We start from the raw sequence: 24234 nt of genomic DNA, 5'->3' as shown, positions 1-24234 counted from the left end.
AGCGCCGTGCCGGCCTTCAGGTCGAAGCCGACCTCGCTGAGCAGGACCTGGCCCGAGACCGGGGCGGCRACCGTGATCTTGTCGACCTTGAGCGCGCCGACCGGCGCCGGCAGCTGCATCGGCACCACMGCCTGGCTCAGCGCCACCACCGTCTCGCGCAGGCGCTGGAAGGCGGCGCGTGCCGCGACGAAGGACTTCCAGTTGGCGATSGCGAGATCGACCGGCGCCAGCGCCCGCGACGAGGCGACCGAGGAGGCGATGATCGCRCCGGCCGAGAGCTCGCCCTTGATCGTCAGATAGGCGCCCATCCCGAGGATCGCCGATTGCAGGATCATGCGCAGCACGCGCGAGACCGCGCCCAGGCTGCCGCCGAGGTCATTGGCCTTGGTCTGCAGCGCCAGRTGCTCRCGGTTGGCMAGGTTGAAGCGCTCGACCGCCCGGTCGGCAAAGCCCATCGCCTTCAGCACCTCGGCATTGCGGGCATTGGAATCGGCGATCGCGCCGCGGGTGATCGCCGCCTGGCGCGTCGTGCCGTTGAGCCGGCGGGTCAGGATCTCGCTCGCCACCGTCAGCAGGGTCAGCACCACSGCGCCCGCCAGCGTCAGCGCGCCGAGCCAGGGGTGCAGGAAATAGGCGAAGGCGAGATAGAGCGGGATCCAGGGCAGGTCGAACAGCGCGCCCGGCCCCTGGCTGCCGAGGAAGCCGCGCACCGTGTCGACATCGCGCCCGCGCTCCAGCGCCTCGGTGCTCGAAAAGCCGAAGCGCGGCATGTCGATCGCCACCCGGTGCGCCAGCGGCGCGATATCCTTGTCGAGCCKGGCCCCGACCCGGACCAGCACCTGCGARCGGATCACGTCGAAGGCGCCCTGGAACAAATAGAGCCCGATCGCCAGCGCCGAGAGCGCCGCCAGCGTCTGGACGCTGCCCGAGGTCAGSGCCCGGTCATAGACCTGCAGCATGTAGAATGAGCCGGTCARCGCCAGCACATTGATCAGCCCCGAGACCGCRAACAGGAAGAGGAAGGCSGAGCGGAAGCCGAGCGTCAGCCTGGCGGCATCGCGCTTGCGGGCGGAGGTCTGTGCCTTGGAAGGTGCCATGATCGCAAACCGTCAAAAGGAGAAGCAGTCGRCAGGAAGGCGGTGCAGGAAGGGAGTGCCGGCCGGCGGGCACRGGGCCCGCCGGCCGAAAAGGCGCGGCTTCTAGAAGCTGAAGTTGCTGCCGGTCAGGGTGTGGCTGCCCTTCAGGTTGATCTGGAAGTCGGCATCGGCGTCGCCGTCGACATTGCCCTTGACCACGGTGTAGTCGCCGTCGGCCCGGGTCTCGTAGGCGACCACCAGCTGGGCCGTGGCGGTGAAGGCCGGGCCGTTGGTCAAGGTGAAGCTCTGGTTGCCGGCGAGCGCGCCATTGGCGTCGATGCCGGAGAGGTCGAGCTTATCGCCAGGCTCGAAATCGAGGATAGTGTCGCCATCCGCCGCTTCCTTGCTCTCGAAGCGGAAGGTGTCGTTGCCCGCCCCGCCTTCCATCACGTTCACCGCCGCGCTGGCCGTGATCGTGTCGTTGCCCGAACCGGTCGCGACGTTCTCGATGCTCCAGAGCGTGTCGCTGCCGGTTTGCGTGCTGACCGCGCTGCCGCGTCCAAGCAGGCCGTTGCCGAGATCGACCGTCAGGTTCGCCGTGATCGCCGACATGTCGAGCGTGTCGATGCCCGTGCCGCCGTCGCTGTCATCGCCGAAATAGACGTCGTTGCCGTCACCGACCGCAGCCACGATCACATCGTTGCCCGCACCCGCCACCACAGTGTCGTCGCCGGCCCCGGCCGTGATCCGGTCGTCGCCCGTGCCACCGAAGATCCGGTCGTTGCCGGCCTCGCCATCGATCAGGTCGTTGCCAGCCCCGCCAAGCAGCACGTCGTCGCCGGCCCCGCCGAAGACCACGTCACGGCCCTCCCCGGCATCGACGAAGTCGTTGCCATCGCCCGCCGAGATCGTGTCGTCGCCGCCCGCACCGATCAGGACATCGTCGCCGCCCTGGCCGATCAGGTTGTCCGCCCCCGCTGCCCCGATCAGGACATCGCTCAGCCCCGTCCCGACATGCGTCCCAGGATTGGTGCCCGAACCGGGAGGCGGTGTACCCGTGCCAGCCCCGTCATCATCATCGTCGTCGTCACAGCCGCAATCATCGTCGTCGTCATCGTCGCCATTGCCGGCGCCGTCGTCATCGTCGTCATCATCGTCATCATCATCGTCGTCGCCATCATCGATGACCGGCATCTCCCCGGTGAAGGTGATCGAGTGGCTGCCATTCGACAGGGTCGTCGTGCCGTCGCCATTATCGGTCGCCTCGTAGTCTGCCAGCGTCGCGCCATCCGGCAGCTCGATGACGTCCTGAGCCCGAAGCGAGCCAATGATCGTGTCATTGCCACCGTTTGACCTGAAGACGATGCGATGCGCAGAGCTCAGCGCCGAGATGTCGATCGTGTCGTTGCCGCTCGTGCCATCGATCGTGATGGTGTTCAGGTTGAGGCTGGTCTGGGTGAAATCGCCAAAGACCTGGATCGTGTCACCGGCGATGGTGGTGTTCACCGGACCGCCTGGAGGCGATGCGGGCGCGCCGTTGATCACGATCTCCTCGATCTCGGTCAGTTCGGCGATGATCGTCGCCGCCCCGGCCCCGACGCTTCGGGTGATCACGATCTCCGCCGTTCCGGTATAGCCGATCCCGCCAACGCCGGCGGCGGCGGCGCGGGTATAGACGCGGAATGTCTCGGCGCCGACCGCTCCGGTGATCGAGAAGGTGTCGCCGACGGAACCTTCGGTTCCGCCATTGACGACGTCGCGGCCATCGCCGACGGCCCAGGCGATGATATCGTCGCCCGCTCCCGCATGGATGGCATCGTTTCCGGCGCCACCGATGATCGTGTCATTGCCGGCAAAGCCGAAGATGAGCTGAGACCCGGCTCCGCCGAGAAGCGCGCCGTCGGCACCGTTCGTGCCCGCAACGACCTGCGTGTAGGTCGTCCCGCCGAACGAGAAGCGCTCGACACCGCTGATCGTGTCGGTGCCTTCGGCCGCGCCTGTCACCACGATCCGGCCGGTCCCATCCAGCGCGATGTCGTAGTCGGTGATCGGGCCGGCATAGACCGCAACATCGGCCGTGCCGTCGCCGCCGTCGAGCGTGTCGTTGCCGGCGCCGCCAGTCAGGGTGTCGTTTCCGGCGCCACCGATGATCGTGTCATTCCCGGCTCCGCCAGAGAGCACGTCATTGCCCGCACCGCCATCGATCGTGTCGTTGCCATCCCCGCCATCGACCGTGTCGGCCCCGGCCCCGGCATTGATGATGTCGTTGCCGGCCAGCCCGTTGATCGTATCGTTGCCGCCGCGACCATTGAGCAGGTTGGCGTCGGCGGTTCCGTTGATGACCTCGACCACCGCGCCATTGGTGTTGCTGCCGACCTTCGCCGTCACATCGGAGATTGCGAACTCCGCGAAACCGCGAGCATCGACATAGCTCACGACGCTCCGGATCAACTGGCCCGTGAGGGCGGCCGAGACGGTCAGACTGGCAGATGCTGCGCCAGCGATCGTGTTCCAGGTGACGCCACCATCCGTCGAGGATTGCCAAGCATAGCTGAAGGTGCCGAGGCCGTCGGCATCGCTGAGGCCAGAGGTGTCCGCGGTCAGCACGTTCTCGGTGCCCGTGATGGTCAGCGCCCCGGTCACGAGCCGGTTGAGGCTGACGGTCTGGTCCGCGAACTTCAGCGCCTCGATATTGAACAGCCGGTCGGATCCGTCAGACTGGCGCGCCCGCCCCGTGGTCGGATCGATCACCGCTGCGGACTGGGTGACATGCGTGACAGTGACACTGCCATCCTCATTGCGGCTGATCAGGTAATTGGCCGCGACATCCCAGTAAGCCGCAGTGTCGATATCGCCGGCCTGGTTTCCGTCGAGGATTTCGCGAACGATGTTGAGCTGATTTGGTATGATCTCACGGGAGAGCATCAGTTCTGGAAGAGTCCGCCCGTTCCAATGCGCAACCGACGGGTCCGCATTGGTGATCGTGTCCGACAGCGTGTCGACCGTTGCGAGTTCATTGCCCTGGTCATCGCGGATGCTGATCCGCACGTTCAGCCAGGAGTCGCCGTCGATGATATCGTTGCCGGCCTTGCCTTCGATTAGATCGCTGCCGCCGCCGCCCAGCAGGATGTCGGAGGCGTCGGAGGTGTCCATGACGATGGTTTCGGTCTTGCCGGCAACCGTCACAGTCGTCCGGTCGAGATGCGCGACCAGCCGCTCCAGTCCCGCGATCAGCGAGAGGTTCTTCTCGAGCAGCGCGCTCGAATAGGAGTCGAGAGGCGCACCGGGGTCGACCTGCGTCGCATTGCCGTTTTCGTCGAAGGCGCCCATGACGACTTCGCGCCCGGTCAGCTTGTCGTTGTATTTCCAGCCCGACAGGCCCTCCACCAGGTCGAACCGATCGCGCAGGATGTTGTCCTGCTGGTTCTGGAAGATGGTCATGCCCATGTCGGAGTCAGCGGCCTCGTTGTGGCCCTTGTGGATCGCCCAGTCGAACCCGGCCATGCCGTTATTGCGTTCGACGCCTTCGCCTTGGATCATGATATCGTCGCCCGACTCGGCGTCGTAATCATTGTCGTTGCCGCGGCCGTTGAGCACGTCATGGCCGATGATCGTCGAGTTGAAGAACAGCTCGGAGTTTTCGCCGGCCAGGGTGTCGAAGCTGTCCCCGCCCTCGATCCAGTCGTCCCCCTCGTTGCCGGCCAGGAAGCTGCCTCCCGTCCCGCCGCGGATGAAGTCATTGCCCTGGCCACCCGAGACGGTCTTGCCCTCGGTGCCGCCATAAATGAAGTCGCTGCCGTCCCCGCCGAAAATCAGGTCGAGACCGTTGCCGGGCGTGATGACGTCATCGCCGGCGTCGCCATGAATGACGTCGGCTGCGCCGATATCCGTGCCGCTGTCGGTGATGATGTCATTGCCGGCTCCACCATGCAGGTGATCGACGCCATAGCCGCCCTCGAGGCGATCATCGCCCGCCCCACCCCAGAGCGTGTCGTCCCCCTCGCCGCCGATCAGGATGTCGTTTCCGGCAGAGCCGCCGAGGACGACGTGATCGACGCCGGTATAGCGCAGATAATTGTTGTCGGCGCCAGGCGTCGCGGGATTGTCGCGGATGACCATCGGGCTAATGGCCTGCAGTACCGGGTTGGTATGCGTCGGGTCCGCCTTGCCGTTGAGGCCTAGGCCCGTGATCTGCTTGGTCGGGTCCATCTCGAGGATGTAGGTGGCCGTCTGGAAGGCTGCCCCGTTGATATGCGGCGCTCCCTCGGCCCCTGCATCCGTGTTGCGCATCAGGAGTTGCGCGAAGGAATCCGCCTCCAACTCGTTCAGCAGGTTCAGGCCCTGGGTCCGGCTCAGATAGTAGAACCGGTCGCCGGCCTGCAATTGCTCCATCTGGTACTCGAAGACATAGGTGAAGCTCGACCCCAGCATCGCGCCGAAGGCCATCTTCTTCTCGGCGAGCCCGCCGATCCAGAAATCGACTGCGTCGAGGCCTGTGATGGTCGCGCCATTGGCGGCATTCGCCCAGGCGCCCGTCCCGTTCAGGAACGCGATGCGATCGGCCGGCGCATTGGCCCCGCCCATGACCAGCAGGGTTGCGGCATCCCGCTTTTGTTCAAGCGTCAGATTGCCGAGCAAGGAGGAATGCGTGCCATAGGCTGCGATGAAGTTGATCAGCGAGGCCGGATTCTTCATCGAAAGCGCGAAATCGTACCAGCTCTCGTAAGGCTTCACGCGGCTGTCATGCGTGTCCTCGTAGAACTGGCGGCGGGCCTCATTGAGCGAGGGAATGCCGGTATCGCGAGCCCGCGCTATGTTGAGTGCGCCGAGGTCGAGCGGCAGGCCGACGAGATTGTTGCGCAGCGCATCGGTAATGTGCTCGTCGATCTCGTTTCCGACCTGCCGGGTCATCCCGGTCAGGATCGCCGCAGCCGCAGCCTCGGCCGTCGTACCGGCAGCATTGAAGGCAATCGGATTCAGGAAGGCGTCGAACAGTGCAATGTCCGACGCGACGGGATTGCCGTTCGCATCGAGCTTGAACATGTCGATCGTGTCGGTGAGCATCGAATGCCCGAAGCGATAGACGACATGGGCGAATTCGGCGACGATCCCGGCATCGATCACTGTGGTGTTGGAGAACACGAAGGGATCGACATCGGGTGCGATGGCACGCGCGAACTCCTCGAAGACGAGATGCTGATAGACCATCTCCGTCGAGAACCGGCCGGCCTGAAACAGACGCTCGCCATCCCAGACCAGCGCATCGATCTCGGCCTGCGATGTCGGCATCACCGTGACATCGGTCAGCAGCCACTCATTCAGGAACGCGACGTCTGCCCCCTCGCCTGTCAGCAACTGCGTCTTGATCTGGTCGATGCGCTGATTGTGCTCGTGGTGGAAAGTATGGTGGACCGAGGTCAGGCCGATATTCTCGTTGCCGCGACCATCGCCGACGATGAAGTGAGCATTGAGAAGTTCGTCGTCATAGGTTGTCGCAATCCCGAACTGGTTGAGAGCGATCTGGTTTCCGGCAACGGTATCATCGTCGGCAAGCACGAGAACGGGCGCGGTTGCCGGGTTTCGGTCATGATCGACCAGCCCGCCCGGCACCGCCGTGTGGGCAATGTCGTTCAGGAAGGCGCGGCCAGCCGACAAGGCGTCCGAGGCCACAGCCAGCGCGCCCGGATTTCCCTCGACGGAGCCCGTGCCGGTGCCGGTGACCAACTGCGGGAAGCCGGTGCCCCCCCGAATGAACTCGCCATAGAGGTCGGTCAGGATCGCCGGAACGCGCAGGACGTCCGCATCGGTCAGCAGGATGCCGAGCTTGGACGCAGCCTGTTCCTTGACGTCGGCCCAGGTCGGAGGGCCGCCATTCGCCCCCTCCAGCATGCGCCCGGTCGCGACGGGCTTGCCGTCCAGCATGGCGTATTCCCGCAGGAAGACCTGGTGGGACGGATTCGAGGTGTAGACCTGGTTCAGATCGATCCAGGGCGTCGTCTCGTTGTTATGCTCACGCACGTCATCGGCGGTACCCACCACACCGTCGGCGCCCGGCTGGTTCTGCGCGCGCGTCAGCACCATGAAATTGGTCGGGCTACCGGCGACGTAGAGCGGATCGTCGGGCTGGAGCGGGATATAGACCGTGCCGTTCCCGCCCTTGCTGACCAGATCAAGCCCATGATCGAAGAACTGGCCGAACAGCGTGAAGAACCCGTTGAACGGAGCGGTGTCGCCCAAATCGGGCGCGACGTTCGGGATAAGGACGGTGTCGCCCTGCATCGTGACGCCGAGCGCGTCCGTCATTGCGTCGTAGGCGACGTGCTTCTGCTGCACTTCGGCCGCTAGCGTCGCGGTTGCGACGCCGACGGCCGCCGCGGCAGCAGTGGCATTGCCTACGGCCGTGGCGAGACTTGCCTGCGCGGTGGCGAGCGCAGCCAGTGCCGGCCCGGTATCGCCCCCCTCTGCAACCGCCAGATCGAAAGCAGCCTGTGCCACAGCGACCTGACCCTGCGCTGGTCCGATTGCGCGTTGCGCAAGTGCAAGATTGGCGTTCGCCTGCGCGAGGCCGCGGTCAGCCGTCTCCCATTCCTCATAGGCCAACACGGCAGCTTCATAGACAGCCGCATGCGCCTGCAGGAACAGATAGGGGTCCTCGTGCCCAAGATTGGTCAGCGCGGAAATGATCGTGGCGGGATTGCCGATCGTCTGATCTGAAATCAGGTTCGAGATCACACGAGGCTGGGAGTCGTAGACGTTCCCGGAGGTCTGCTGGTAGCTCGTCGGTGCCCCGCCAGGCCCATTCTCTGCCGGGCGAAAGACCGGATCGAGCAGGCGCGGCATGGTCTGGTCGGACGACCCGACCCATTCCCTGCCCGGGATGATGTTGTTGTAGGTGCCGTCGACCGTGCGTAGCCCGTAGGGCACCAGCGGATTATCGACCAACTCGGTCAAGGGCGTCCCGGCCGTATGGGCCTCGGCGATCTTGATCTGCTTCAGGATGAACTCAAGGTCGTGCGTATTGAGCTTCATGATACCCTCGCTCCGCCCACGGTGCTGCGTTAAGACCCAAGAATTGCTTCTGCCGCACCGAGCGTCTGCCGTTGAGCCGCACGAAGGACTGTGAGCGCCCTTGCATGCGGCATTTCCGACGAACCGCCCGATTACGCTTCGTTAAGCAAAAGGATTGCTGGGTATGGGGTCGATTTGAAGAAGATAAGGTCGGCCAATATTCGGCGACTTACGGGCGTGGCACCGCGACGACCTTTGAACCGACGCTGACGCATCTGGGGGCGAGCTGGCTTACTAGACCTTCGACCAGTTTTCGTTCACTGCGGAAGTGATCCGGGCCGCTTGGCCGGTTTCGCTTGCAATACTGATGGATCGCGCTGCCAGATGGTGATCTCACAGTCATCAGTTTGAGCTAATCTCTGCGTGGAGACGTCGACGGGCGATATGCTGAAGCCGGTTCAGGACTTCGAGAGCAGTGACGTGATCACGGGCGTGCCGTTGCAGCACTTGCCCGCCGGGAAGGCCGCGCCACGACGCGCGACGCTGTCGGTGCAGTTCCTGATCGCCGGTGGCCTCGTCATGCAGATCGCCATGCTCGTGGCCGGCTATCTGATCACCGAGCTGGTTTCTCGTGAGGCGATCAGAAGCAAGGCAGCCTCGACCGCTTTGTTCATGCAGAGTCTGGTTGCTCCGGCCGTTCAGGAGCTTGCCACCTCCCAGAGCTTGTCGGCGGGGGCGATCGCACGGCTCGACCAGTTGTTCGCCGACGAGGCCGTGAAGCGCCGCTTTCCCTATTTCGAGGTCTGGACGCCGGATGGGGTCGTGGCCTACTCCAACACCCCCCAGATCATCGGCCATCAGTTCGACCGCCCCAACGGCCTGTTGCGGGCGCTGACGGGCGAGGTCACGGCCGACCATGCCGACCCTCGTGCAGGCGAGCATGTGATTCGGGGCATCAGGACCCGCTATCTCGAAATCTACAGCCCGATCCGGCTGGAAGGCTCTTCCCGCATCATTGCCGTTGCCGAAATCCACGAGCAGGCCGAGCCCTTCCGGGAGGAGCTTGCAGCGCTCAGACGGAGCAGCTGGCTGGTCATTGCCGCGGTTACGGCGGCGATCATGCTCGCCCTGTTCGGCATCGTCCATCGCGGGAGCCGAACCATCGAGACACAAAGGAAGGCCCTTGAGCGGCGCGTCGAAGAGACCGAACAGCTGCTGCTCGAGAACCGGCAGTTGTCCGACCGGCTGCAGCGCGCCTCGGCGCGGGTCGCGGAGCTGAACGAACAGTTCATCCGCGGGATCGGCGCGGATCTCCATGATGGCCCCGCCCAGTTGATCAGCTTCTCGATCCTGAAGATCGAGGACGCGCGCAACGCCAGAAGCAAGGCCCCGCGCGATCGCTCCCTGCTGACTATGCAGTCGGCGCTCGACGAGGCGATGCGCGAGATCAGGAGCATCTCCAAGGGGCTTGTCCTTCCCGAGATCGCCGACCTGCCGCTCCATATGGTTATCGAGCGGGCTGTGCGGGCACACGAAGCGCGCACGCGAACATCCGTAGCTCTCGCCACCACCGAGCTGCCTCAGCCGGTGTCGCATGCCGTCAGGATCTGCGTCTTCCGCTTCGTCCAGGAAGGGCTCAACAATGCCTATCGCCATGGCGGGGCAACAGGTCAGGAGGTGCGGAGCTGGATGGACGGAACGCTCCTGAATGTCTCGGTGGCCGACAGCGGAGGCGACTCTTCGTCTGCAGAGAAAGACCTTCCCAGCGCGGGCATTGGGCTCTACGGCCTGCAGGAACGGGTCGAGAGCCTTGGCGGAACATTGACGAAACGCCGCCTCGGTGACGGAGGCAATCTGCTCAAGATGACCCTGGACCTCAGTGGAGGGCTGCTCGTTGCGTGAACGAAAATCCATCGTTGTCGTGGACGATCACGCGATCTTCCGCGCGGGTCTGGTGCAGATCTTTTCGGGAAGTGGTGACCTGGAGGTGGTCGGCGAAGGTGCGTCGGCCGACGAAGCCTTCGAGCTAGTAGGAAGGCTCTCCCCGCAGGTCGCCTTGCTCGATGTGTCGATGCCTGGCGGCGGAATTGCCGCGGCGCGACGGATTCACCAGACATGGCCGCAGGTGAAAGTGGTCATGCTGACGGTCTCGGAGGAAGAAGACGTCGTGCTGCAGGCGCTGGACGCCGGCGCGTCGGGCTATGCCTTGAAGGGCGTCCCGGCCATGGATCTGATCGCGATCGTCAGGGCGATCACAGGGGGCGAATCCTATGTCCCTCCCAACATGGCCGTGCGCCTGCTGAGCGCGATGCGAGGGCAGCAGGAGGTCGACCCCGTCATCACCAAGATCGCAGCGCTTTCAGCGAAGGAAAACCGCACGCTACGCCTGCTCGGGCGCGGCTTCAGCAATCGTGAGATCGCCGAGGCGACGGGGGTGCAAATCCAGACCACCAAGTTTCACGTCTCGAACATTCTCGCAAAGCTCGGCCTCAAGAGCCGGGTCGAAGCCGCGCTGATCGCGCAAAAGCACCTCCAGGATTAGCGTCGTCGCAGCGCTGATCCTTCGCTGGTCACCTCGAGCCGTTTTCTCCCGCGAAGATGAGATCCCCGGTCGGGCCGTCGATGAGCTGCGGCAGCAATGCCTTCCAGGCCTCGATGAGTTCGCGGTAATAGCCCGGGTCTGGACGCAGAACCGTCTGGACGCCCATGCCGCGAACCAGGCAAAGCGTCAGATTGAGGATGATGCGCGCTTGCTGCGGCGGGCGCTTCTGCGGGTCGCAAAACTCCGACCAAATGCCGTCGAGCACCTGATGGAAGCGCTTCACCACCGGAATCATCCGTTCGCACAGCTCCGGATCGTTGCGTGCCTCGGTGATCATCTCCAGCGAGAGATAGAAGAACCGGCCCGAGAAGAGCTGCCACAGGAACTCGACGAACCCCTCGAGCGAGATCTTGCCGCTTTGGACCTCGTCGGCCACGGCCCTGATCTGCCGAGTGCCGTCCTCGAGCAGTTCCTCCATGGCGGCGAGGACGATGTCGGCCCGCGCTGGGAAATGATGCAGCAAGGCGCCCCGCGAGACATTGGCCCGGGCGGCGATCTCCTGGGTGGTGGCGGCGTGATAGCCGACCTCGAAGATCTCATCGAGCGTCGACTGGATCAGCCGCTCGCGCGTCATGATGCTGCGCATCTGCTGCTGCCGCTCTGCCTTGCTCACCTTCTCCTCCTCGGGCTCGACATGGCCGCCCTCGCCTCGCCGGCGTTCGGCGATACAGTATTAGAAAAACAATCTTGCTTGTTTTTTTAGTGCAATCAAGGATGACCTCGACAACATGCCAGCAAGCAGGGAGAGCCGCGATGAGCGACGATTACCAGAACCGCAGCTATGGCGAGATCCCGGTCGGGTTCGGCAGGAAGCCAGGCATTGTCGTGGTCGATTTCCAGAAGGGCTTTACCGATCCGCAGTATCCGCTGGGCGGTGCACCGCTGGTCATGCGTGCCCTCGAGAACACCGCAACTCTGCTCGAGGTCGCGCGCCGTTACAATGTGCCGGTCGCCAACTGCAACACCGCCTATATGAACGAGCGGGAAATGCCCTATTGGAAGATCACGGCCGTGCGCGAGACCTTCCTGCACGACCATCCGAGCGTCGCCCATGATCCACGCATCTATGATGCGTCCTATGATCTGACCGTGTGCAAGAAGGGTCCGTCGATCTTCTTCAATACCGGTGTCAGCGATTATTTCACCAAGGAACGCGTCGATACCGTGATCGTCACCGGCTGCAACACCAGCGGCTGCATTCGCGCGACCTCGATCGATTCCTTCAGCTATCGCTACCGCACCATCGTGCCTGAGGACTGCGTCGGGGATATCGAGGAGCAGCCACACAGGGACAATCTGCGCGATCTCGGCCGCCGCTATGTCGATGTGTCGGACCTGAAGACCGTGCTGGCCTATCTGGACGAATGGCACCACCAGAACGCTGCCTGAGGCCGAACCGGGGGCGGGGTGCCCTCTTCTCGCCTCAGCCGTCGACCGTCAGGCTCATGCCGTCGAAGGCGACAGCGATGCGCGCAGGCAAGCGCTTGGACAGGTTCTGATAGTCCAGGTCGATATGGAGATTGGTCAGCACCGCGCGTCTGGGGGCCAGTTCGGCAATTGCCTCCAGCGCCTGCGACAGGCTGAAATGGCTCGGGTGCGGCGTCTCGCGCAAGCAGTCGAGGATCAGCACGTCGAGGCCGGCCAGGGTGGCCTTGGCCTCGGGCGGCATCAGGCTGACATCAGGTACATAACCGAGATCGGCAAAGCGGAAGCCGAGAGCCTCGTAACCCGGCCCGTGCTCCAGCGCGATGGGGCGCGCGCAAATACCGCCCCCTGCCCCCTCGATCGTCAGCGGTTCGCCGGCCAGCATCGACTGCATCTCGAGGATCGGCGGATAGAGGCTGCCGGGCGGCGTCTCGAAGATATAGCCGAAGCGCGTCCGCAAGGTCGCGGCCGTTACCGGATCCGCATAGACCGGAATCCGCTTGCGCATATGCAGCACCAGCGCCCGCATATCGTCGATGCCATGGGTGTGGTCGGCATGGTCATGAGTGAAGAGCACCGCATCGAGATGCTTGACCTCGGCATCGATCAACTGCTCGCGCAGATCCGGCGTGGTATCGACGATCAGCCTGGTCGTCCCGTTGCCGCCATTGCGCTCGACAAGGATCGAGCAGCGCCGACGCCGGTTCTTCGGGTTCTTCGGATCGCAGGCCCCCCAGCCCGAGCCCGGCCGGGGTACGCCTCCAGAAGAACCGCAGCCGAGGATCGTGATCGTCAGGGCCATCTTGGGCGTGCTGCTCAGGCGACCTGCGCCACAGGCGCCGCGTGATCCATCTTCCAATAGCAGCGTCGCGCATTCTCCGTCGTGACGCGCGAGATCTCGTCGAAGGAGACTCCTTTCACGTCGGCGAGAGTCTTCGCCGTTTCAACGACGTAAGACGGTTCGTTGCGCTTTCCCCTGAACGGGACCGGGGCGAGATAGGGCGCATCGGTCTCGACCAGAAGCCGATCAATCGGGATATCGCGCGCAATCTGGCGCAGATCCTCTGAGGTCTTGAAGGTCAGAATCCCGGAGAAGGACACGTAGAGTCCGAGCTCGACGCCGACCCGAGCCAGTTCCGGACCTGCCGTGAAGCAGTGCAGGATGGCCGGGAAAGCGCCCATCTCCGTCTCTTCACGCAGGATCGCGATCATGTCCTCGTCGGCCTGGCGAGCGTGGATGACGAGCGGAAGCCTGGTCATGCGCGCTGCGGCAATGTGCGTGCGCAGCCCCTGCGCCTGCGCATCGCGCGGACTCTTGTCGTAGTGATAGTCGAGCCCGGCCTCGCCAATTGCGACACAGCGCGGGTGCTCCGCCAACCTGGCAAGCTGGTCGGCCGTGACGTCGAGCTCTTCATGCGCGCCGTGCGGATGCGTGCCGACGGTGCACCACACCGATGCGAAGCGTTCGGCGATCCCGGCATAGGTCCCGAAGCGCGAAACCCGTGTCGAGATCGTCACCATCCGCGAGACCCCTGCCGCCTCGGCCCGCGCGACATAGGCCGCGAGATCCTCGGCGAAATCCGGAAAGTCGAGATGGCAATGGGTATCGATCAACATCAGGCCACCTGCCCGGCATCGGGCTCGACATAGCGCGGGAAGATCGCGCTCGGTGCAGGCAGAACTGTGCCGCTGGCGAGACGCCCGGCTTCGCCCAGGCTCGCGAAGCTGCGGGCCTCCGCGCCGACCGCAAGCAGGTCGAGCAGCTTGCCGGCCGAGCTCGGAATCACCGGTTGCGTCAGAATTGCGACCTGGCGCAGCACTTCCGCCGTGACATAGAGCACGGTGTCGCGCCTGGCGGGATCCGATTTGCTCAGCCGCCAGGGTTCATTGGCCGCGAAATAGCGGTTTGCCTCCGCCACCAGCGCCCAGATCTCCGCGAGCACGACGTGCAGGGCAAAATCCTGCATCGCTGCCCGTGCCTTGGCGAGCGCGCCATCGGCAAGAGCGAGCATGGCCTCGTCGCCCTCGTTCAATGCGCCTTGCACCGGCACCTTGCCTTCGCAGTTCTTGGCGATCATCGAGAGCGAACGTTGGGCCAGATTGCCGAGATCATTGGCAAGATCGGCATTGATGCGCCCGATGATGGCCTCGTGGCTGTAGTTGCCGTCCTGGCCGAAAGAGACCTCGCGCAGGAAGAAATAGCGCAGCTGGTCGACGCCATAGGTCTCGGCGAGGCCGAATGGATCGACGACATTGCCGAGCGATTTCGACATCTTCTCGCCCTTGGAGAGCAGGAAGCCATGGCCGAAGACGCGCTTCGGCAGCGGCAGCCCGGCCGACATCAGGAAAGCCGGCCAGTAAACCGTATGAAAGCGCACGATGTCCTTGCCGATGATGTGCACATCGGCGGGCCAATAGTGCCAGCGCGGATTGGTCTCGTCGGGGAAGCCGCAGCCGGTGACGTAATTATTGAGCGCGTCGACCCAGACATACATCACATGCTTTGGGTCACCTGGGACCGGCAGGCCCCAGTCGAAGGTGGTACGGCTGATCGAAAGATCCTCGAGACCGCCCTTCACGAAGCTGACGATCTCGTTCTTGCGCGTTGCCGGCGAGATGAAATCCGGCACGTCCTCGTAGAGCTTCAGCAGCCGCTCCTGGAAGGATTTCAGGCGGAAGAAATAGCTCTCCTCCTCGACCCATTCGACCGGAGTGCCCTGCCCGCCCAGCCGCGTGCCGTCCGGCAGGAGGGTGGTTTCCTCCTCGCCGTAGAAGGCCTCGTCACGCACGGAATACCAGCCGGAATATTTGGCAAGGTAGATGTCGCCGGCCTGCTCCATGCGCCGCCAGAGCTCATGGGTCGACGGCAGGTGATCCGGATCGGTGGTGCGGATGAACCGGTCAAAGGAACAGCCGAGCGTCTGTTCCATCTCCTGGAAGCGCTGGGCCACCTGATCGACATAGGATTTCGCGTCGAGCCCGTTCTGCCCGGCGGTGCGCTGCACCTTCTGGCCGTGCTCGTCTGTGCCGGTCATGGCGAAGACGTCATAGCCGTCCAGCCGCTTGAAACGCGCAATCGCGTCCGAGGCCACCATCTCATAGGCGTGCCCGATATGCGGCGGGCCATTCGTGTAGTGAATGGCGGTGGTCAGATAGAATTTCGGGGCCTGGGCCATCGTTCAGTCCGGACGGTTCGCTTTCAAGCTGCGCGCGACCGGCGAACAGCCTCCGACAGATCATGAAACATAGAGATCACGAGCGGCCGGCGGTCGAGATTGTAGGTTTCCACCTCGCGGGCCGCGCGACCCAGCTTCTCCCATACCTCCGCCAGCGGTGCAAGGCGAGCCGCGCCGGCATGGGCATGCGCATGGAGATGCGCGGCGAGCCAGCTCTGAATGGTGTCGATCATGATCGCGAAATCACTCTCGCCGGCGCGGCCCGCGACATCTTCCGCCAGCGCGAGCAGCGCGGTGAGATCGACGCCCGGCAAGGCATCGAGACGCGCCCTGACGGCCTCGACCAGCGCCAGCGTCTCCGGGGAGACATAGGTCAGGGCACGCCGTACGGAACCGTCCGCGAGTGCTGCGGCGCGCATCAATGCGGAGGCGTCGAACGGCGATCCCATCCGCTCAAGCGCCAGCCGGCCGGCCTCGGCAACCGCGCCTTCGTCCAGCGCATCAAATGTCAGCAGCCGACAGCGCGAGCGGATGGTCGGCAGCGCCCGTCCGGGCGCATGGGCAACGATGAGGAAAAGGGCGCGCGGCGGCGGCTCCTCGAGCAGTTTCAGCAGCGCATTGGCACTGGAGCGATCCATGTCCTCGGCACTGTCGACGATGCAGACACGCCAACCGCCTTCGGCCGCGCTCGTTCCGAACCGGTCGATGACGCGGCGGACGGAATCGACTGGGATATTGCTGGTCACGCCCTTGCCGTCCGGCTTCACCGTTCGCCGCAGCAGATGCAGGTCGGGATGCGACTGGGCCATCACGCGCCGCGTCGCCGGATCCTCTTCCGGCATCGCCAGGCTTTCCACCGAGCCGGCGCGCGCCAGCGGATCGCCCGAAGCCAGCAGGAAGCGCGCCGCACGATAGGCAAAGCTCGCCTTGCCGATGCCTTCGGGACCGCCGAGAAGCCAGGCGTGATGCAGGCGCTCTGAGCGCAGCGCATCCAGGAAACTCCGCTCCTGGCGCGCATGTCCGACGAGCGCCAGCGTCTCGCGCGGATGCGGCGCATCGGGAAGGCGGTCCGGTTCGTTGCTGCTCTCGCGCATCAGGCGTCCTGGTTCAGCGGCAGGCGCTCGCGCACGACCGCCCAGGCGGCCTGGGCCAGATCCTCCGGAGCGAGCGTCGCATCAAGCACCGAGCAGCGCGCCGGTTCGGCTTCGGCGATTGCAAGATAGGCCGCGCGCAAGCTGCGATGGAAGGCGAGCGCCTCGCCCTCGAAGCGGTCCTTGCCCTCGCCGGGCGCCCGCCGACGGGCGGCGCGAGCGAGGCCGACCCTGGGGTCGAGATCGAGGATCAGCGTCAGATCCGGCGTAAGGCCGTCGATGGTGACCTGTTCCAGTTCCGCCAGCAGCTTGGGATCGATGCGCCCAAGCGTGCCCTGGTAGACCCGCGTCGAATCGATGAAACGGTCGCAAATCACCCAGTCGCCCCGCGCAAGTGCCGGCCGGATGCGCTGGTCGATATGGTCGATTCTGGCGGCCGAGAACATCAGCGCTTCGATGAAGGGCCCATGATGCTTCACCCGGCCCGACAGAATGGCTTCGCGAATGGCTTCCGCCTTGGGCGAACCACCGGGTTCGCGCGTCAACTCCGAACGGATGCCCGCGGCCTCGAGCTGCGTGGCGAGCGCGCGCGCCAGCGTCGACTTGCCGGCCCCTTCTCCGCCCTCAAGCGTGATGAAACGTCCCTTTGTCATGACACGTGCCGCTCAGGTCCTGCCGAGCGCCTTGCGCACCCAGCCAGTGGCAGCCTCCATCAGCGCATCGAGCGCGCGGCTCTGCAGGCTGCCGGCCTCGACCGTCTCGGCCGCGTAGAGTGGAATGTCCAGCGTCTTTATTTCACCGCGTGTGACAAGGAGCCGCCCGACCTCGGCGCCCTCCTGGACGGGAACGGTCAGCGGCCCACGATAGGTGATGCGCGCGCTCAACCGGTCGCTGCTGCCGCGCGGCAGCAGCAGGCTCACCGGGCCCTTGGCCTTGAGCCCGACCCGCCCCTTGGCTCCACCGTAGACGCTGGCCTCGCCGACGATCTCGCCATCGGCGAAGAGCTGGCGGGGTTCGAACGAGCGAAAGCCCCATTCGAGCAGCTTGCGCGCTTCCTGCGCACGGTCGCGGCCCGACTTCAGCCCGTTCACCACGACGATCAGCCGTTGCCCCTTCTGCACCGCCGAACCGACCAGGCCGAACCCGGCTTCATCGATATTGCCGGTCTTCAGGCCGTCAGCGCCAATATCCATGGTCAGCAGCGGATTGCGGTTCTGCTGCCTGATCTTGTTCCAGGTAAACTCGCGTTGCCCGAAGATTTTGTAGAGCTCCGGGTAGGTCTTGATGATGTGATCCGCCAGCCGCGCCAACTCGCGGGCAGTGACCTTCTGCTCGGGGTCGCCCATGCCGGTCGCATTGCGGAAGACCGACTTGGTCAGGCCGAGCGCACGCACCCGCTCGGTCATCAACCGCGCGAAATTCGCCTCATCTCCGGCGATCGCCTCGGCGAGCGCAATCGAGGCGTCATTGCCGGATTGGACGATGATGCCCTGCAGGATATCGGAGAGGTTGATGCGGCTATGGACCAACGCGAACATGGTCGAGCCGCCGGAAATGCCGCCGCCCTTGCGCCAGGCGTTCTCGGAAATGCCGATCTCGCTGTCGAGAGTGAGCCGGCCCTGCGCGATTTCCTGGAATGCCACCAGGACAGTCGCAAGCTTGGCAAGGCTCGCCGGGACCATGAGCTCGTCCGCGGCTTTCTCGTAAAGCACCGCGCCGGTGGCCGAATCGAGCAGAATCGCGTGTGGAGCGAGCGACTGGAAGCTCTGGGCCAGCGCGGGAGCCGAAGCCGCCAGGACAAAGAGAGCCGCCAGCGCCGCGCGTGTGGCGGCCGCAAATCTCGTAGCGATCGAATTGCGATAGCGGGGCGGGTTCATGCCCCGATCTGAAGCAGAGCGGGGCTCAGCCGGTCAAGCCCGATACGCGTCAATTGCGGGATAATGGCCGCAATGTCTGCGGAACCAGATCCCGTGCCAGCGGGTTATTCCGCGCGAAACGCTCGGCCGGGGCGCGCTCGGGAGCGGCGAACAGGCTGGCGGTGCGCAATGCCGGCGGCCGTGGCGGCAGGACGGCCGGGCGGAGCAGAACCGGGGTCGCAGCATTGGCGATGGTGTCGAGGTCGAAGGGACGGTTCGGCGGCAGCGGAGCGCCGCGGACCGGGATGCCGGCACTCGACGAGGTCGAAACCAGCGTTGCGGCGACAGGAGTGCCTGGCGCGATGGTGCGGACGGGTTGCGGCGCATAGGCCTGCACGACCGGATGCGGAGCCGCCGGGGCCTCGACGACAGGCTGGCGAGCCTGCTCGTCGCGCGGGTCCTCGAGATCCGGGCTCGCCGTGCGGTTGGTGGCAACCGCGGCGTTGCTCGCGACCATGGTCGGGGCGCTGGTGCCGGGAATCGAAGCCGGCATACCATCCGTTCGCAGGGTTGCAAGCAGAAGCCGGTCGTCGGAGCCGCCAAGCGAGGCCTGGCCGAGATATTCGAGCTTGATACGAGCCGTGCCGAGGTGGCGGAAGGCCAGCGCGTCGGCCGTCTTCTGCGACACGTCCATGACGCGGCCGCCATGGTAAGGGCCACGATCATTGACGCGGACGATGATCGAGCGGTTGTTCAGGAGGTTGGTGACGCGGGCATACGCCGGCAGCGGCATGGTCGGGTGCGCGGCGCTGATGCCTTCGCGGTCATAGACCTCGCCATTGGCGGTGCGGCGGCCATGGAAGGCCTCGCCATACCAGGACGCGGTGCCAACCGCGGTGTAGCCGACCGGCTTCTCATAAGGCGTATAGCGCTTGCCCGCGACGGAATAGGACTTGCCGACGAGTTCGCGGCCGCCGCCCTTCGGAACGGGCTGGCCGTCCGCGACAACCCGGGGGCTGGCGGGGCCGTATTTCGATGAGGGGAATGCGCCAATCTCCTTCGACTTGCGGCGCGCAACCTGATCATTCGCGCAATTGGCAAGGAGGAGACCTGCGAGCGCCACGCAACCAAGTCGCGCGGCACGAAGAGCAAGGGGAGAGGAAGCGGAAGCTCTGTCCGAGTCGGTTACCACATGGGCCAATGCCGGAGCCGAAGAGCTTGCGCCTCGCATCATTATGGTCGTCCGTCGTTGTGCCGAAAGCCATCGCCCGGCCAAGCCGCATCCTGCGGCGAAGCCGAAGTTTTCGGTCAATCCTGTAAAGGGATCGTTAAACGGGCGACTCGCCGAGCGCGAATGCCCCGATCCGGCATCTAGGATGCCCTTGAGCGGGCACAAAGGTGTCCGAAATGCGGCAAGTGTCAACCCGCGACCATTCCGCCGCCATTTTTCGGACAGGCGTTGCCACAATGCAACGCTGTCATTTGGCGACTTTCGGTGGTGTTTTTCCGCTGGGAATGGCCCTATCGGCGGCCAAAGGGCCGCCAAGACGCCCTGGAAGCGGACCTCCGGCAAATCCGGCACAGAGCTCGCCAGTTCGGGGCGGCCGGGCGCTCGGCCTGCCCGGCCTCAACCCGACTCACATGCTCGCGGGGGGCTGATCCAGACACTGCAAAGGGGAACTCGCCTCGGCCTGACGTCATCGCACTTGCAAAAACGCCTCGCACCCGGCAATGACAGGCCAACCGGAAGGGTGGCCGAGTGGTTTAAGGCAGCGGTCTTGAAAACCGCCGTGGGTGCAAGCCCACCGTGGGTTCGAATCCCACCCCTTCCGCCACTTATGCTTGCCAGCCGTTCCTTGCTGTAACGCATTGAAATAGCGAAATGCGCTCCCCCTTGCGGCTCTAATTTTCATCCCAATTCGCCCCAGCCATACATAGCGATGCAAAGATCGGAGCGTCGGTCGGTGGCTGCGAGTTGAGGAGCGTGCTACCGCCTCGTCAGCGAGGCAGGGGTGGGGTCCATGGATTTGAAGGCATTCCAGATCGAAGTGACGTCGGAGGGCGACAGCGCCCGCCAGGTCTTCTTCGTCGCAGCAGAATCAGGCGAGGCCGCCGTCGCACTATTGGCCAATCATTCTGCCTTGTTGCCCAACTTCAAACTGAAGCTGCAGCGCCGCCTGAGCGATGCGGAGATCGACATTCACCAGCTAGGGCCTGGGATGATCGTTCAATGGATGTGAGCGGGCTTGCCCCGTCATGTATCCCACGTTGGCGGCGCGCTCGATTTCAGCCCAAATCTGTGGCCTGACCGTAAATCCGTTCCGGCTGCATGTGCGCATGCAGCGGCGTCTCCTGTCCGCCGTCGCAGTGCGATCAAGATGTCGGGTTGCAGACGGCATTATTGACTGTCGCTGCGGATGCTGGCCATGGGCCTAAGCCGTCGAACGCCCGGCATCGTGTTTGGCTGCGGCCTTCGCCCAGCACTGAAGCTCCGCTTCTTCGTACAGGAACGCTTGAAGAAGGCGCGGAAAATCGCGCCGCGCGATTGGTCCAAATGGGACAGGCCCGGTTCGCCGTCATCCTCGGCGACAGGCCACGCCGCTTATCGATCCTGTCCCGGCCTTCTCGTCATTCTGAGCCAGGCCTGTCTGGGGCCTGATGCCCCGAGCTTGCCAGAGACCGCCGCCACGCGAAACGCAGGATCACACCCAGCGATGCCGCAAGTGGTATCGCCAGCAGCACGCCGATGAAGCCGAACAGCCATCCAAAGGCGAACAGCGCGAACATCATCCAGACCGGGTTGAGGTTGACCCGACGGCCGATGAGGCGCGGTGACAGCACATAATCGGCAAGCATTTCTCCGACGATGAAGATGCCGCCCACGACAGCGACAGGCACCCAATTCGGCCAGAACTGGGCCAGGGCAACGCAGGCCGCCACGAAGAACCCCGTCGCCGCGCCGAAATAGGGAACAAAACTGATGAGACCGGCGGTGAGCCCGATCACAATGGCATGGTTGAGCCCGACCACTTTCAGGGCTGATGCATAAAGCACGGCCAGAACGAAGCAGATGACCACCTGGCCGCGCACGAAGCCAGCGATCGTATCGTGGATTTCGCGCGCCAGTGCCCGAGCATCGTCGCGATACGCCGGGGTAAACCAGCCATCGACCGCCGCCATCATGCGGTGCCAGTCGATGGCGAGATAGATGGCGATGATCGGCGTCACCACGAGCAGCGAGAGAAGGGAAACCAGGGCCAGCCCACTTGACCATAACGAGCGAAGGAAGCTGTCGAGCCAGCTGCTACCCATCGACTTGGCGAGATCGGCGGGGGATTGCTCGAGGTGGAGTTCGCCGCCCATGACATTGTGCAGCCAGGGGCCGCTCGCATCGCTCACGAGCGACTGGAGCCGCGTGAGGTAGCGGGGGAATTCCTCAACGAAAAATCGGAACTCGCCAATGATGGCCGGGAGCATCACCAGGAGAAAGGCAATGAAGCCCGCAACCAGCGGCAAGAAGACGGTCAGAGCTGCAAGGGAACGATTCATGCCGAACCGTTCCATTCTGTCGACCACCGGGACGAGCAGATAGGCAAGCAAAGCGCCGACCACAAACGGCAGCAGGATTTGGCGCAACAGCACCAGCGCAACCAAGGCGACCACTGAGACCGCAATCCAGAACTTGGCTGGTTGCGCGATCCTCATCGACGTTCTGCGCACATGCGGTTTCGAACTCGATTGCCGGCTTCGTTGCGCCCGCCCCAGGAGAAAGCAGCGAGAGCGCAGCGCTCCGTTCAGTTCAGTTCACGATCAGGCTGGCGAAGGCGATCTCGCCATCGGTAATGTAGTGGTTGACCTTTCCGGTTTGCAAACGTGTACCGGATTGATGCAATACGACATCACCGATCATCTGCTTTGCCTTCAACTGGGCGACTATGTAGTTGCGCTCCGCATTCGTGTCGGAATCGGTCGCATGGGTCACCTGGAACGTCAGCCGGGTCAGAGATAGCCCAGTGTCCCGGGTACCAGCGCCGACCCATAACACAGGCCGGTCGGTCGCTGGCTTATCGGTATTCAACCAGAAGCTCGCTCCCGTCATATCGTCCTCGGAATGGGCGAGGCTCAGCGCCCAGAAGCGGATGTGATGGCGCTTGCGCGGGCTGTTGTCGATGGGCTCCTGGAAGCCGATGTCCTGCCTGCGTCCAAAGAGATAGAGGGTGCTGAAAGGAGCGGTCGGATAGGTCGAGTTCAGCAGAAACGCTCGTATCATTCGCCAGGAGCTGGCTATCCCCAAGCGATCGGCCGTCGACCAGCCCGCTGCTGCAAACGCATCGCGCAGTTGTTGAAGAGTGCCGATGAGGACGAGGTTTACAGGGTCTCCGGGCAGACCATCTCCGGTGATCGTGTATCGGGGGATCAATCTGCGGTGAAGAACCTTCAGGCCCATTCGAACCACGTTTGGCAAAATGACATAGGCAGCCAGACCGTAGGTCAGGCTTGCCGCCAGGATCCATGGCAGCCTGTGGTCTGCCGTATCGAAAATGACGAAGACGATCAGCCAAACGCTGACGACGCCCAGGCAGAGAACGAGGAATCTCTGAAAGAGGCGCGCGAGCAGTCTCAACGTTCTTGGTCCCGTCTGGTGCTGGGTGAAATCGCCATCGCTGTTCGTCGTGGGGATTTTGGCATCCGAACACAACCACATAAGTGACGGCACTGTTTGCGGGCGGCAAACCGGTGATCCCGTTGCCCCTATACTAGTGGATGCTTGGTATTGGCGCTATGGCCGCGCGCCAGGGCGCCAAATTAGCCAGGCCGCAAAAGCGCTCAATGCCCGCCAGAGGAGGAGAGGATGTTCACGACCAGGACGCCCGTCACGATCAGGCCCATTCCGACCACCGCCCAGAGATCGAGCTTCTGGCCGAACGCAAACCACCCCACCGCCGAGATCAGGACGATACCTGCGCCCGACCAGACAGCATAGGCGATCCCGACGGGCATGCTCCTCAAGGTGAGTGACAGGAAGTAGAACGCGACGCCATATCCGATCGCAACGACGGCCGTGGGTCCCAGTTTTGAAAACCCCTCCGACGCTTTGAGAGCCGAGGTGGCGATGACCTCGGCGACGATGGCAACGGCAAGAGTAAGAAAGGCGTTCATACCCCGCCTAAACATCCTTGTGTGACGCTCTCAAGGCTCCCGATCGAAGGGAGCCCCGCAGCAGCCCGAGGCGCTGGCGTCCCCGGGAACGTTAGGGCGACACTTCCCCGAGATGCCCCACGGAGGCTGCCCCCCTAGCGCACCTTCAAGCCCAATTCCGCGAGCAGCTGGCCAGCCTGCTGGCGAGAGATCGTGGCGCCGCGAAAGAGCGTGGCGTCAACCAGCCTCAGTCCGCCCAGATCAGCGCCACGAAGATCAGCCCCCTCGAAGCGCGAGCCGGTCAGTGCCGCATCCATCAGACTGCAATCCTCGAAGACAGCATCCCGGAAATCGCATTTCCTCAGGTCCGACTGGCTAAAATCGATTTTCCTGAGCGTGGTCTTGCGGAAGCTGAACGACGGAAGCTTCGCGCTGACGAGCAGGACCTCCTCGAACCGGCAGTCCAATGCCCTTGCTTCGGACAAATCCGCGCCAGTCAATTTGCAGCCCGCGAAGGACGCCGAGACCAGTGTCGTCCGGCGCAGAACGGCGTTGTTGAAATCTCCCGACTGAACCCGGCCGTCCGATAGATCGGCCCCCATGAAATCTGCGAAGGCCGCCCGACAGCCGAGCCATCGCACCCGCTCGAGTTTCGTACCTCTCAGCTTCGCGCGCTTGAGGCTGCACCGTTCGAAGAGCCAACCCGACAGATCGAGCCCCGACAGGTCCGCCTCATCAAGATCGCACGCGATCACATGGTGCGGTATGCGCAGCTCAGAGAGAGCTGCCACATCGGCTCGCTGCAGGGTCCGCTCCGCGACGGTCTGAAAGGGATCATCAGGCATGCGCTCCCGTAGCAAC

Annotated in this window: 18 protein-coding genes and 1 tRNA gene; 5 read left to right on the top strand and 14 right to left on the bottom strand. The window is 64.1% G+C overall.

The genetic code is table 11. From position 1 onward, the window contains the following. Both AC1DW9_RS17655 and AC1DW9_RS17650 read right to left on the bottom strand, forming a co-directional pair. A partial coding sequence (locus AC1DW9_RS17655; RefSeq protein WP_476855140.1) for an ABC transporter transmembrane domain-containing protein occupies positions 1–1097 on the bottom strand: 1097 nt, incomplete at its 3' end. 102 nt (positions 1098–1199) lie between these two features. Further along, entirely contained in the window at positions 1200–8105 is a 6906-nt protein-coding gene (locus AC1DW9_RS17650; RefSeq protein ID WP_476855139.1) for a peroxidase family protein, read from the bottom strand. Positions 8106–8507: 402 nt separating this feature from the next. Here AC1DW9_RS17650 and AC1DW9_RS17645 point away from each other — a divergent pair, with 402 nt between their 5' ends. Continuing rightward, on the top strand, positions 8508–9986 hold the full coding sequence (locus AC1DW9_RS17645; RefSeq protein ID WP_441505593.1) for a sensor histidine kinase: 1479 nt from the start codon (positions 8508–8510) through the stop codon (positions 9984–9986). Continuing rightward, on the top strand, positions 9979–10626 hold the full coding sequence (locus AC1DW9_RS17640; RefSeq protein ID WP_441505592.1) for a response regulator: 648 nt from the start codon (positions 9979–9981) through the stop codon (positions 10624–10626). The genes AC1DW9_RS17645 and AC1DW9_RS17640 overlap by 8 nt, the downstream gene beginning before the upstream one ends. A gap of 28 nt (positions 10627–10654) precedes the next feature. On the opposite strand, the gene AC1DW9_RS17635 is transcribed toward AC1DW9_RS17640, so the two are convergent. Continuing rightward, on the bottom strand, positions 10655–11299 hold the full coding sequence (locus tag AC1DW9_RS17635) for a TetR/AcrR family transcriptional regulator (RefSeq protein ID WP_441505591.1): 645 nt from the start codon (positions 11297–11299) through the stop codon (positions 10655–10657). Between the two features lie 140 nt (positions 11300–11439). Between AC1DW9_RS17635 and AC1DW9_RS17630 the strand changes: the two genes are divergently transcribed. Then, positions 11440–12075: an isochorismatase family protein gene (locus tag AC1DW9_RS17630; protein WP_441505590.1), complete on the top strand. Its 636-nt coding sequence runs from the start codon at positions 11440–11442 to the stop codon at positions 12073–12075. A 34-nt stretch (positions 12076–12109) separates the two neighbouring features. Here the strand turns inward: AC1DW9_RS17630 and AC1DW9_RS17625 are convergent, their stop codons facing one another. From AC1DW9_RS17625 to AC1DW9_RS17595, 7 genes are read right to left on the bottom strand one after another with little or no spacing between them, the layout of a single operon-like run. Continuing rightward, complete coding sequence (locus tag AC1DW9_RS17625) at positions 12110–12913, bottom strand: MBL fold metallo-hydrolase (RefSeq protein ID WP_476775382.1); 804 nt, start codon at positions 12911–12913, stop codon at positions 12110–12112. A gap of 14 nt (positions 12914–12927) precedes the next feature. After that, on the bottom strand, positions 12928–13728 hold the full coding sequence (locus AC1DW9_RS17620; protein ID WP_441505588.1) for a TatD family hydrolase: 801 nt from the start codon (positions 13726–13728) through the stop codon (positions 12928–12930). Further along, on the bottom strand, positions 13728–15287 hold the full coding sequence (gene metG / locus AC1DW9_RS17615; RefSeq protein ID WP_441505587.1) for a methionine--tRNA ligase: 1560 nt from the start codon (positions 15285–15287) through the stop codon (positions 13728–13730). Before metG ends, AC1DW9_RS17620 begins: the two co-directional genes overlap by 1 nt. A gap of 23 nt (positions 15288–15310) precedes the next feature. After that, a complete protein-coding gene (locus AC1DW9_RS17610; RefSeq protein ID WP_476768717.1) occupies positions 15311–16381 on the bottom strand; it encodes a DNA polymerase III subunit delta' in 1071 nt (356 codons plus the stop codon). Beyond that, positions 16381–17031 carry a dTMP kinase gene (gene tmk / locus AC1DW9_RS17605; RefSeq protein ID WP_441505585.1) on the bottom strand — a complete coding sequence of 217 codons (651 nt, stop codon included), beginning with the start codon at positions 17029–17031 and terminating at the stop codon, positions 16381–16383. Before tmk ends, AC1DW9_RS17610 begins: the two co-directional genes overlap by 1 nt. 12 nt (positions 17032–17043) lie before the next feature. Continuing rightward, entirely contained in the window at positions 17044–18255 is a 1212-nt protein-coding gene (locus AC1DW9_RS17600) for a D-alanyl-D-alanine carboxypeptidase family protein (protein WP_476775383.1), read from the bottom strand. A 49-nt stretch (positions 18256–18304) separates the two neighbouring features. Next, positions 18305–19357, bottom strand: coding sequence for a septal ring lytic transglycosylase RlpA family protein (locus tag AC1DW9_RS17595; protein WP_476775384.1), 1053 nt, complete (start codon positions 19355–19357; stop codon positions 18305–18307). Between the two features lie 622 nt (positions 19358–19979). Between AC1DW9_RS17595 and AC1DW9_RS17590 the strand changes: the two genes are divergently transcribed. Further along, a tRNA-Ser gene (locus AC1DW9_RS17590) sits at positions 19980–20069 on the top strand. A gap of 186 nt (positions 20070–20255) precedes the next feature. After that, on the top strand, positions 20256–20474 hold the full coding sequence (locus AC1DW9_RS17585; protein ID WP_441480139.1) for a hypothetical protein: 219 nt from the start codon (positions 20256–20258) through the stop codon (positions 20472–20474). 388 nt (positions 20475–20862) lie between these two features. On the opposite strand, the gene AC1DW9_RS17580 is transcribed toward AC1DW9_RS17585, so the two are convergent. The 4 genes from AC1DW9_RS17580 to AC1DW9_RS17565 all read right to left on the bottom strand — a co-directional run bounded on the left by AC1DW9_RS17580 (position 20863) and on the right by AC1DW9_RS17565 (position 24218). Continuing rightward, positions 20863–21939 (bottom strand): AI-2E family transporter, encoded by a 1077-nt coding sequence (locus AC1DW9_RS17580; RefSeq protein WP_476853703.1) that lies wholly within the window; start codon positions 21937–21939, stop codon positions 20863–20865. Positions 21940–22033: 94 nt separating this feature from the next. Next, positions 22034–22858 (bottom strand): LssY C-terminal domain-containing protein, encoded by an 825-nt coding sequence (locus AC1DW9_RS17575; RefSeq protein ID WP_476775386.1) that lies wholly within the window; start codon positions 22856–22858, stop codon positions 22034–22036. 203 nt (positions 22859–23061) lie between these two features. Continuing rightward, positions 23062–23394 (bottom strand): SMR family transporter, encoded by a 333-nt coding sequence (locus tag AC1DW9_RS17570; protein ID WP_476775387.1) that lies wholly within the window; start codon positions 23392–23394, stop codon positions 23062–23064. A 134-nt stretch (positions 23395–23528) separates the two neighbouring features. Further along, positions 23529–24218 (bottom strand): pentapeptide repeat-containing protein, encoded by a 690-nt coding sequence (locus AC1DW9_RS17565; RefSeq protein ID WP_476775388.1) that lies wholly within the window; start codon positions 24216–24218, stop codon positions 23529–23531. Positions 24219–24234 lie beyond the last annotated feature (16 nt).

It is taken from the genome of Allobosea sp. P4_E12 (assembly GCF_056401655.1).
Note: the sequence above shows the minus strand (reverse complement) of the source record. Positions and strands in the feature narration are given on the sequence as shown.

What these genes read in the sequence shown, in the direction of transcription:
- AC1DW9_RS17585 (WP_441480139.1), top strand. Translation starts at nt 20,256, where the DNA reads ATGGATTTGAAGGCATTCCAGATCGAAGTGACGTCGGAGGGCGACAGC.
- AC1DW9_RS17610 (WP_476768717.1), bottom strand. Translation starts at nt 16,381, where the DNA reads ATGCGCGAGAGCAGCAACGAACCGGACCGCCTTCCCGATGCGCCGCAT.
- AC1DW9_RS17625 (WP_476775382.1), bottom strand. Translation starts at nt 12,913, where the DNA reads ATGGCCCTGACGATCACGATCCTCGGCTGCGGTTCTTCTGGAGGCGTA.
- AC1DW9_RS17650 (WP_476855139.1), bottom strand. Translation starts at nt 8,105, where the DNA reads ATGAAGCTCAATACGCACGACCTTGAGTTCATCCTGAAGCAGATCAAG.
- AC1DW9_RS17580 (WP_476853703.1), bottom strand. Translation starts at nt 21,939, where the DNA reads ATGAGGATCGCGCAACCAGCCAAGTTCTGGATTGCGGTCTCAGTGGTC.
- AC1DW9_RS17565 (WP_476775388.1), bottom strand. Translation starts at nt 24,218, where the DNA reads ATGCCTGATGATCCCTTTCAGACCGTCGCGGAGCGGACCCTGCAGCGA.
- tmk (WP_441505585.1), bottom strand. Translation starts at nt 17,031, where the DNA reads ATGACAAAGGGACGTTTCATCACGCTTGAGGGCGGAGAAGGGGCCGGC.
- metG (WP_441505587.1), bottom strand. Translation starts at nt 15,287, where the DNA reads ATGGCCCAGGCCCCGAAATTCTATCTGACCACCGCCATTCACTACACG.
- AC1DW9_RS17570 (WP_476775387.1), bottom strand. Translation starts at nt 23,394, where the DNA reads ATGAACGCCTTTCTTACTCTTGCCGTTGCCATCGTCGCCGAGGTCATC.
- AC1DW9_RS17630 (WP_441505590.1), top strand. Translation starts at nt 11,440, where the DNA reads ATGAGCGACGATTACCAGAACCGCAGCTATGGCGAGATCCCGGTCGGG.
- AC1DW9_RS17600 (WP_476775383.1), bottom strand. Translation starts at nt 18,255, where the DNA reads ATGAACCCGCCCCGCTATCGCAATTCGATCGCTACGAGATTTGCGGCC.
- AC1DW9_RS17620 (WP_441505588.1), bottom strand. Translation starts at nt 13,728, where the DNA reads ATGTTGATCGATACCCATTGCCATCTCGACTTTCCGGATTTCGCCGAG.